At 72.5% G+C, this 9,603-nt stretch carries 8 protein-coding genes; 4 read left to right on the forward strand and 4 right to left on the reverse strand.

The window, feature by feature from the left end; translation table 11 throughout:
• Nucleotides 1-126: 126 nt before the first annotated feature.
• From DW309_RS12485 to DW309_RS12495, 3 genes are read right to left on the reverse strand one after another with little or no spacing between them, the layout of a single operon-like run.
• Complete coding sequence (locus DW309_RS12485; RefSeq protein WP_136045559.1) at nt 127-990, reverse strand: 3-methyladenine DNA glycosylase; 864 nt, start codon at nt 988-990, stop codon at nt 127-129.
• A 1-nt stretch (nt 991) separates the two neighbouring features.
• Nucleotides 992-2,017, reverse strand: coding sequence for an App1 family protein phosphatidate phosphatase (locus DW309_RS12490; protein WP_136033591.1), 1,026 nt, complete (start codon nt 2,015-2,017; stop codon nt 992-994).
• A gap of 4 nt (nt 2,018-2,021) precedes the next feature.
• Nucleotides 2,022-2,693 carry a DedA family protein gene (locus DW309_RS12495; protein WP_136033589.1) on the reverse strand — a complete coding sequence of 224 codons (672 nt, stop codon included), beginning with the start codon at nt 2,691-2,693 and terminating at the stop codon, nt 2,022-2,024.
• 41 nt (nt 2,694-2,734) lie between these two features.
• Here DW309_RS12495 and DW309_RS12500 point away from each other — a divergent pair, with 41 nt between their 5' ends.
• Together DW309_RS12500 and leuS are read left to right on the forward strand one after the other, a co-directional pair.
• Nucleotides 2,735-4,045: an anthranilate synthase component I family protein gene (locus DW309_RS12500; RefSeq protein WP_136045560.1), complete on the forward strand. Its 1,311-nt coding sequence runs from the start codon at nt 2,735-2,737 to the stop codon at nt 4,043-4,045.
• 73 nt (nt 4,046-4,118) lie between these two features.
• Complete coding sequence (leuS, locus tag DW309_RS12505) at nt 4,119-6,656, forward strand: leucine--tRNA ligase (RefSeq protein WP_136037320.1); 2,538 nt, start codon at nt 4,119-4,121, stop codon at nt 6,654-6,656.
• Between the two features lie 25 nt (nt 6,657-6,681).
• Here the strand turns inward: leuS and DW309_RS12510 are convergent, their stop codons facing one another.
• Nucleotides 6,682-7,359: a hypothetical protein gene (locus tag DW309_RS12510; protein ID WP_136045561.1), complete on the reverse strand. Its 678-nt coding sequence runs from the start codon at nt 7,357-7,359 to the stop codon at nt 6,682-6,684.
• 215 nt (nt 7,360-7,574) lie between these two features.
• Between DW309_RS12510 and DW309_RS12515 the strand changes: the two genes are divergently transcribed.
• Both DW309_RS12515 and DW309_RS12520 read left to right on the forward strand, forming a co-directional pair.
• Nucleotides 7,575-8,174: a ComEA family DNA-binding protein gene (locus tag DW309_RS12515; RefSeq protein ID WP_136045562.1), complete on the forward strand. Its 600-nt coding sequence runs from the start codon at nt 7,575-7,577 to the stop codon at nt 8,172-8,174.
• A partial coding sequence (locus DW309_RS12520) for a ComEC/Rec2 family competence protein (protein WP_136045563.1) occupies nt 8,171-9,603 on the forward strand: 1,433 nt, incomplete at its 3' end. The genes DW309_RS12515 and DW309_RS12520, both read left to right, overlap by 4 nt.

A 9,603-nucleotide genomic window follows, 5' to 3' on the forward strand; every position in this document is an offset into this window, starting at 1 on the left:
CCCGCGGAGCGGCTGGCGGACGCCGCGACGCGAGTACTGGCCCTGCGGATGCAGCTCGCGGGATCCACCGCGACCTGGGGAGTCTGCGACACCTGCACCCCGGCCGGCTGAGGCGGAAGCGACGGCTCAGGCGACGGCGCGTGCGTCCGAGCCGAGCCAGGCGCGGAGCAGAGCCGCGCGCAGCACCGCCCCCCGCTCCGCGAAGCCGCGCTGTCGTCGCACGTACTCGGCCTTGCCCTCCGGCGTCTCGATGCGCACGGGCTCCACGTCCCAGGCGGCCAGGTCGTAGGGAGCGGCCTGCATGTCCAGCAGGCGGATGTCCCTCGCCAGCTCATAGGTGTCGAGCAGCAGCTCACCGGGCACGAGCGGCCCGAGCTTCATGGCCCAGCGGTACAGGTCCATGCCGGCGTGCAGGCACCCCGGCTGCTCGACCTGGGGCTGCCCGTCCCTGCTGAGCGTCGTCCGGTTGCGTGGCACGGCCTCCGGGGTGAAGAACCGGAACGCGTCGAAGTGGGTGCACCGCAGGTCGTGCGACTCCACGACCGCATCGGTGCCGTCCTTCCCGAGGCGCAGCGGCACGGGGTGACGGTGCTCGTCCGCGCGATACACCATCGCCCACTCGTGGAGTCCGAAGCAGCCGAACTGACCGGGCCGCGAGGCCGTGCGACGCAGCATGCGCTCGACCAGCGCGGCCAGCTCGGGCTTCTCGGCCGCGTACCGGTCGGCATCGGGAACCACCGCGTCGGAGGTCGCGCCGGGGGAGTACCAGCGCCACCCGGCACGCTCGGCGGCGTCACGCAGCTCGACCCCCGCACCGGGGTGCCAGCGCCGCAGCTGCGCGGGCTTGTAGGCGTAATAGGTGTGGAGGAAGTCCCACACCGGGTGCTTCTCGCCGCGGGACAGGCGGGCACGGTGGTCGGCGGTCAGCGTGTCGGCACGCTCCCGATGCGCCTGCTCCCGCGGGAGCCACTCCTCGCGCGACAGGGCCATGTCAGTGCAGGATGCCCACGTCGCCGAGCTGGTCGCGCAGACCGGCACCGTCTTCGGCGCTGACCCACGGGGCGGCGTCCGCCTCGTGCGACTCCATCTCGGCGCGCCCACCGGCGAGCACGGCCTCGGCGGGAAGGAGGCGCCGGATGGCCACACCGGCCACGGAGTCGGGGTGCTCTTCCTGGAACTGCGTGTAGATGGCCTCGTCGTGCTGGCCGTCGTCGCCGATCAGCAGCCACTTCACCTCGGGGAATTCGGTGGCCAGGCGGCGCAGGTTCGTGAGCTTGTGCTCGCGGCCGCTGCGGAACCAGCGGTCGTGCGTCGGGCCCCAGTCGGTCAGCAGCAGCGACCCTGCGGGGAACAGGTGCCGCCCGAGGAACCGGGAGAGCGTGGGTGCGACGTTCCAGGCGCCCGTGGACAGGTACACCATGGGCGCGCCGGGGTGCTGGCGCAGGAGCTGGTCCAGCAGCACCGCCATGCCCGGGACCGGGATGCGGGCGTGCTCATCCACGACGAAGGAGTTCCAGAAGGCGATGAACGGGCGGGGGAGCGCCGTGACCATCACCGTGTCGTCCACATCGGACACGACCCCGAACCGGGTGTCCGCCGCGACGATGAACGCCCGCGCCTCGATCGGCTCCTGCCCCTCGACCGTGACCGTGAAGGTCTGCCACCCGGGCTCCAGGTCGGCGCGGATCACGGCGTCGATCACACCACCGCGGTCGGCGACGACCTGGTGAGTGCTGTCGCCCACGTGCACGCTGACCGACGCGAACCCGACCGGGATGCCGACGAAGCTGCGCCAGCCGCGGATGCTCGCCGGCTCGCCGTCCCGGTTGCTGCGCTGCGGCGGCACGATGAGCACCCGCCCCAGCACGCGCACCCACCCGGGACCCCCGTAGCCGGGGAACGGGAGGATCGTGGCGCTGCGGCCGCGTCGGCGCGCTCGCCCCTCGCGCCACACGTGGAGGCGGTGCTCGAGCCGTGCGAACCAGTGGATCCTGGGCGCCGGGGGTGGGGAAGCCATTGCCTCAGTCTTTCACGTCGGCGTCCGTGCCCGCCTCCGGCGCCTCCAGATGCCGCGCTTCCAGCCGCTGCAGCAGCTTCTTGCCCAGATACGCCAGGAGCAGGAAGAGCGCGATGGCGCCGACGAAGATGTAGCTCGCGTAGTGCACCCGGTCGACGAGGTCGCGGAAGCTTCCCGCCGCGAGCGAGGTCACGCTCACGTAGGCCGTGGCCCAGATGATGCAGGCGGGCGTCGTCCACGCCAGGAAGCGGCGGTACGGGTACTCGCTCATCCCGACGGTCAGCGGCACCAGGGAGTGCAGCACCGGAAGGAAGCGGGAGAGGAAGATGGCGATGCCGCCGCGGCGGGCCAGGTAGTTCTCTGCGCGCACCCAGTTCTGCTCGCCGATGCGGCGCCCCAGCCACGACGAGCGGATGTGGGGACCGAGCCACCGGCCGAGCCCGAAGCCGATGCTCTCGCCGATCAGGGCGCCGACCACGACGGTCACGCCCATCGCCACACCCTCCCAGGGGGTCGCGATCCCCATGGAGGCGATGATCACGATCGTGTCGCCGGGGACGATGAGCCCGATCAGGATGCTCGTCTCCAGCATGACCGCGAGTCCGGCGACCAGCGTGCGCGTGACCGGATCGATCGACTGCACGGTGTCGAGGAGCCAGAGCAGGAGGTCGTCCACCCCCTGAGAATATCGGGCGTCGCCGCACCTAGGCTGGGAAGGTGCGCGCGCACCTGAGCCCCCGACCCCTGCCGATCTGGGCGGACCCCGAGCGGCTGTTCCGCGTGCTCGCCGCCAGGGCGGGTGACGTGTTCTGGCTGGACGCGGGGGAGGGAGCCGCGGAGGGGTGGAGTCTGCTGGGGGTCGGCGTGCCGTCGCCGAGACCCGACGATGTGTGGCTGGACGGCCGCGTCTCCGAGCCCGGGCTCCCCCCGTTCCTCGGCGGATGGGTCGGCTGGTGCACGTACGAGGGCGGTGCCGCGGCCGCCGGTGCCCCGGTGTCCGCGGACGACCCGGTGCCCGACGGCTGGATGCGGGTGACCCACGCGATCGCCTGGGACCATGCGCGCCATGCCCTGTGGGCGCTCGACCCCGCCGGGCCGGACGTCGACCCCTGGGCGGACGAGCTCCTCGTCGCGGCGGTCGACCCCACTCCCGCGCGGCCGGATCCGACACCGGGGGCCACCGTGGCCCGGCACGCCCCCGCGGAGTACGCCGAGCTCATCGAGCGGTGCCGCGCCCTGATCCGCGCGGGCGTCGCGTATCAGCTCTGCCTCACCACGCGCTTCACCGTGCCGGGGACGCACGACCCGGTCGAGGTGTACCGGCGGCTGCGGGCGGCGACCCCGGCGCACCACGGGGGCTTCGTGCGCATCGGCGGGCGCGCGCTGCTGAGCGCCAGTCCGGAGCAGTTCCTCCACGCGGCGGGCGGAGTAGTGCGCACGCGGCCGATCAAGGGCACCCGGCCGCGCAGCACCGACCCCCACACGGATGCCGCGCTCGCCGCCGAGCTCGCCGGCGACCCGAAGGAGCGCGCGGAGAACGTGATGATCGTCGATCTCATGCGCAACGACCTGTCGCGCGTGTGCGTGCCCGGCACGATCCGCGTCGACGGGCTGTGGGTCGTGGAGAGCTACCCGGCCGTGCACCAGCTCGTGAGCACGGTGAGCGGCACCCTGGCGGACGGCGTCACGGTCGGCGCGCTGCTCGCGGCCGCGTTCCCCGCCGGCAGCATGACCGGGGCGCCGAAGCTGTCGGCGATGACGCGGCTGCACGAGCTGGAGAGCGGCCCCCGGGGGGTGTACGCCGGCTGCTTCGGCTACGTGGGCGTGGACGGCGCGGTCGACCTCGCGATGGTGATCCGCAGCATCGTGATCGCGGGGGACGAGGCCGTGGTCGGAGCGGGCGGCGGGATCACGTGGGGCTCGGTGCCGGCGGCCGAGGTCGCCGAGGTCGCGACCAAGGCGAGGGCTCCGCTCGCGGCGCTGGGCGCGGAGCCGCCCTGGCCGTGGGGTTCCGATATCCTGAACTGATCCCGCAATTCCCCTCAGATTGGTCGTGCGTTCGTTGTCCGAGAACCTGTCCACCGCTCCCGTCGACGAGGAGATGCCCTCGGCGCACGCCATCCAGGCCAAGTGGCAGAAGTACTGGGCGGAGCACGAGACGTTCCTTACCGGCGGCGACGGCGACACCCGCCCGCGGCGCTACGTCCTGGCGATGTTCCCGTACCCCTCGGGCGACCTGCACATGGGGCACGCGGAGAACTACCTCTACTCCGACATCGTGGCGCGGTTCTGGCGTCACCGCGGGCACAACGTGCTCAACCCGATCGGCTGGGACTCGTTCGGCCTGCCCGCCGAGAACGCGGCGATCCGCCAGGGCGCGGACCCGCGCGAGTGGACCTATCAGAACATCGCGCAGCAGAAGGTCGGCTTCGAGCAGTACGGCGTCTCGTTCGACTGGAGCCGCGTCCTGCACACGTCCGACCCGGAGTACTACCGCTGGAACCAGTGGCTGTTCCTGAAGATGTACGAGCGCGGCCTGGCGTACCGCAAGAAGAGCCCGGTCAACTGGTGCCCGAACGACCAGACGGTGCTGGCGAACGAGCAGGTCGTCGACGGTCGCTGCGAGCGCTGCGGCTACGAGGTCGTGAAGAAGAAGCTCACCCAGTGGTATTTCCGCATCACCGACTACGCGGATCGGCTGCTCGACGACCTGAATCAGCTCGAGGGTTTCTGGCCGCACAAGGTGCTGCAGATGCAGCGCAACTGGATCGGCCGCTCGGTCGGCGCCGACGTGGACTTCCGCATCGAGGGCCGTGACGAGCCGGTGACGGTGTTCTCCACGCGCCCCGACACCCTGCACGGTGCGACGTTCTTCGTGGTGGCGCCCGACTCCGATCTCGCCGCTGAGCTGGCCGCCGAGGCTCCCGTCGAGGTGCGCCAGCGGTTCCAGGACTATCTGGAGCAGGTGCAGAAGGAGTCCGACATCGATCGGCAGTCCACGGATCGCCCCAAGACGGGCGTGTTCCTGGAGCGCTACGCGATCAACCCCGTGAACGGCGAGAAGCTGCCGGTGTGGGCCGCCGACTACGTGCTGGCCGACTACGGCCACGGCGCCGTGATGGCGGTTCCCGCGCACGACCAGCGCGACCTCGACTTCGCCCGCGCCTTCGACCTGCCGGTCAAGGTCGTGGTCGACACGACCGCGCCGATCACGGGGGCCATGCCGGTGATCGAGGTCGACGAGGAGGGCGTCCCGATCGACACGGGCGCCGCCCTCGACGAGCAGCACCCCGCATCGACCGGTGTCGCGCTCACGGGCGACGGTCGCATGATCAACTCGGGTCCGCTGAACGGGCTGTCCAAGCGCAACGCGATCGCCCGCGCGATCGAGCAGCTGGAGGCGTCGGGCACGGGCCGTGCGGCGAAGAACTACCGTCTGCGCGACTGGCTGATCTCGCGACAGCGCTTCTGGGGAACGCCGATCCCGATGCTGCACGGCGACGACGGCCGCATCGTGCCGGTGCCCGAGGACCGGCTGCCCGTGAAGCTGCCGAGCGTCGAGGGACTCGACCTCAAGCCCAAGGGCACCTCGCCGCTGGGCGGGGCGGAGAGCTGGGTGCGCACGACCGACCCGGAGACCGGCGACCCCATGCTGCGCGACCCCGACACGATGGACACGTTCGTCGACAGCTCGTGGTACTTCCTGCGCTTCCTCTCGCCGAACAGCGACACCGTGGCGTTCGACCCCGCCCAGGCGTCGCGCTGGGCGCCGGTGGACTCCTACATCGGCGGCGTCGAGCACGCGATCCTGCACCTGCTCTACGCGCGCTTCATCACGAAGGTCCTGTTCGACATGGGCCTGATCGACTTCACCGAGCCGTTCTCGAACCTGATCAATCAGGGGATGGTGCTGCTCGACGGGCAGAAGATGTCGAAGAGCAAGGGCAACCTGGTGCTGTTCCAGGAGGAGCTCGACGCGCACGGCGCCGATGCGCTGCGCGTGGGTCTCGCCTTCGCCGGTCCGGTGGAAGACGACAAGGACTGGGCGGACGTGTCGACCACGGGCGCGCAGAAGTTCCTCTCGCGTGCGCTGCGCATCGGGCACGAGGTGTCCAGCCCGGTCGACGTGGTGTTCGACGGGGGAGACGCGGCCCTGCGTCGCGCCACGCACAAGCTGCTCGCGGAGGCTCCGGCCCTGGTCGAGCAGACCAAGTTCAACGTGCTGGTCGCCCGGTTGATGGAGCTGGTGAACGTCACCCGCAAGACCATCGACGGTGCGGGCGGTGCGGGCGACCCCGCGGTGCGCGAGGCCGCCGAGACCATCGCCGTGATGCTCGACCTGATCGCGCCGCACACCGCGGAGGAGATGTGGGAGCTGCTCGGGCACGAACCGTCCGTCGGACTGGTCACGTGGCGCTCGGCCGACCCCGCGCTGCTCGTGGAGGACACCGTGACGGCCGTCGTGCAGGTGGGCGGCAAGGTGCGGGCTCAGCTCGAGGTCCCCGCGCGCATCGGCGAGGCCGAGCTGGAAGCGCTCGCTCGCGCGGATGAGCGCGTGATCCGGTCGATCGGCGACCGCGAGATCGTGAAGGTCGTCGTGCGCGCTCCCAAGATCGTCAGCATCGTCGTCGCGGGCTGATCCGTCGCGACCTCCGGAGCCGCGGTCACGCGTCCCGGTCGGCGCGCGCGGCGTCCGCGACGGCGATGCCCCGGCGCATCGCCGCGCGAGACGCCTCGTCCCACGGGCCGGACTCCGCGAGCGGGATCTCGGTCAGGTAGCGGCGCTCGGACTCCGGCAGGAGCGTCACGAACCGGGTCGGATCGGAGCCGGCCATCGCATACAGAGCCGGACCGTCCGCGTAGTACAGATCGCACGCGACGAGACGCCCGTCGCTGCCGCGCATGATGTTGGACGGGTTCTGATCGAGGGGGCCGCACCAGGGCAGCGCCCGCGCTGCCCTGGCATGGATGCGGCGCACGACGTCGACGAGCTCGGCGACGTGCGGTGCGCGTTCGGCGATGGCGGTGTGGAAGGCGACCGCGTCCTTCTCGTCGACCGCGTGGAGCCACTCCATCACCTGCAGATCGCCGCCGCCCGCGAGTCGGCGGTGCGCGAACAGTCGCGGTACTTGACCGGTGTGCGCGGCTTCGCGATATAGCGCGGCCGTGTACGGTCCGACCGGATCGAACGGGCTGATGCGCACCGCGGCGACGCCGTCGGGTGAGCGCAGGGCGAGGGCCCAGTCGCCCGCGCCGCTCGGCGTCCAGCCCGCCTCGCGGAAAGCGCGCTCAGCGTCGCGATGAGAGGCCTCCGGGGGCAGGTCGTCGACGATGTCGGTCACCGGTCCAGTCTGCGTCACGCGGCGGGCACGCATCGGAAGAGAGAGCGGCGTGCCCGGGCGCCGGCTCCCGCGTGCTGCCGGCCTGGCGGCGTCGGAGCGAGCTCGGCTCCGATCGCCCCGCCTCCGGCTCTGCACGGCGGACCGGGCGCCGCTGTTGTCCACGACCGGCGGTTCTCCGTGGTCGCGGGGGGTCTGCGGAGACCTACCGTGACGGGGTGACTCCTCCCGCACCGACACCCGTACCCCGGCAGCGACGACTGCGGCTCGGTGTCGGCGCCGCGGTGGCGCTGGCGCTTGTCGTGCTGTCGGCCGCGGTGGGTCTGGGCATCCTGCGCGGCCAGGGCGCTCCGGCGGAGTCCTTCCCGGTGGGCGACCGCGCGACGGCCGCGCCGTCGTCCGACGTGCTGTACGTGCACGTGCTCGGCGCGGTCGAGCGGCCGGGACTGTACGTCGTCAGCGGTGATGCGCGGCTGGTCGATGCGGTGGCGGCTGCGGGTGGTACGACGGTCGACGCCGACCTCGCCGCGATCAACCTCGCCCGCCGGGTCGAGGACGGCGAGCAGATCCTGGTGCCCGTGGTCGGCGGGTCGGGCGCCGGTTCTCCTGCCGCGGCACCCACGGACGCGCGGATTGACCTCAACGCGGCCGACCAGGCCGCGCTGGAGACGCTGCCGCGGATCGGTCCCGCCCTGGCTGCACGCATCATCGCGTGGCGGGAGGAGAACGGACGCTTCCAGTCGGTGGACGACCTCCTCGGCGTGCCGGGCATCGGGGAGAAGCTGCTCGCGGGATTACGCGACGGGGTACGGGTGTGAAGTCCCGCGATCTCCGGCTCGTGCCGGTTGCCCTCGCGGTGTGGGCGGCGGCGCTCGTCTGCGTGTTCCAGCCCGGTCTCGCGGCGGCCTGTGCGCTCGTGTGCGGCGTCGCGGCGGGCGTCGTCCTGCTGGTGCTGCTCGCGCGGGGGAGGCACGGCGCGGGGCTGGTCCTCCTGATGCTCGCGGCGGCCGCGGCCACGGCGCTGTCCGTGGGGTACGCCCTTCCGTCGCGCGAAGCCGCCGCGGGACAGGGCGGCCGCGTGGTCGAAGCGGTGGTCGAGGTCACGTCGTCCGCGTCCACCGGTCAGGACGGGCGGCTCTGGGTCGAGGCGACCACGCAGAGCCTCGGTCCGCCGGGTCGGGCGCGCCCGGTCGCGGTGCCGGTGCGGATCGGGACCGCGACAGCCGACGGCATCGACCTCGGCGCTCGGCTCCGCGTCGTGGGGGAGACCTCGGCGACAGAGGCGGGGGAGCGCGCGGTGCTGGTGCTCTACGCCACGACCACGGAGGTCGTGCAGCCCCCGTCCGGGGTGTTCGGCGTGGCCGCCACGGCGCGCCGCGCCTTCGTCGACCGCGCGCTGCGGCTGCCCGAGCCGGGCGGCGCGCTCCTGCCGGGACTCGCCGTGGGGGACACCAGGGCGGTGGGCTCCGACCTGGACGAAGACATGCGTTCGAGCGGTCTCAGTCACCTCACGGCCGTCAGCGGGGCGAACTGCGCGATCGTGGTGGCGGCGGTCTTCGGGCTCACGGCGCTGTGCGGTGGCGGCCGGGCGCTGCGGGTGGTGCTCGCGGCCACGGCGCTCTCCGGCTTCGTGGTGCTGGTCACGCCGGAGCCGAGCGTGGTGCGCGCCGCGGTGATGGCGGGCGCGGGGATGCTGTCCGTGCTCCTGGGACGACCGAGCGCCGGTGCAGGCGTGCTCGCCCTGTCGACGATCATGATCCTGGTGTCCGATCCGTGGCTCGCCGCGACGCCCGGCTTCGCGCTGTCGGCCGTCGCGACGGGCGCACTCATCCTGCTCGCACCGCCGTTGTCACGCGGATTGCGACGGTGGATGCCGGGCCCGGTCGCGCTGGCGATCGCGGTCCCGCTCTCGGCGCAGCTCGCGTGCGGCCCCATCATCGCGCTGTTCGCGGAACAGCAGTCGCTCATCGGCGTGGCGGCGAACCTGATCGCGGAACCCGCGGCACCGGTCGCGACCGTGGTCGGGCTGCTCGCCTGCCTCGCGGGGCCCGTGCCCGCGGTCGCCGACCTCCTGGCCGCCACCGCGTGGCTGCCCGCGACCTGGATCGCGACGACCGCCCAGGTGACCGCGGACCTGCCCGGTGCGACCATCCTGCTGCCCGCAGGGATCGGCAGCGCGGCACTGGTCGCCGGGCTCGGCGCCGCGGTCGCGGTCGTGTGCCTGGAGGGCGGGAGCCGTGGTCCGCG

The organism is Microbacterium sp. K41, assembly GCF_004794395.1.
GTDB classification, from domain to species: domain Bacteria; phylum Actinomycetota; class Actinomycetes; order Actinomycetales; family Microbacteriaceae; genus Microbacterium; species Microbacterium sufflavum.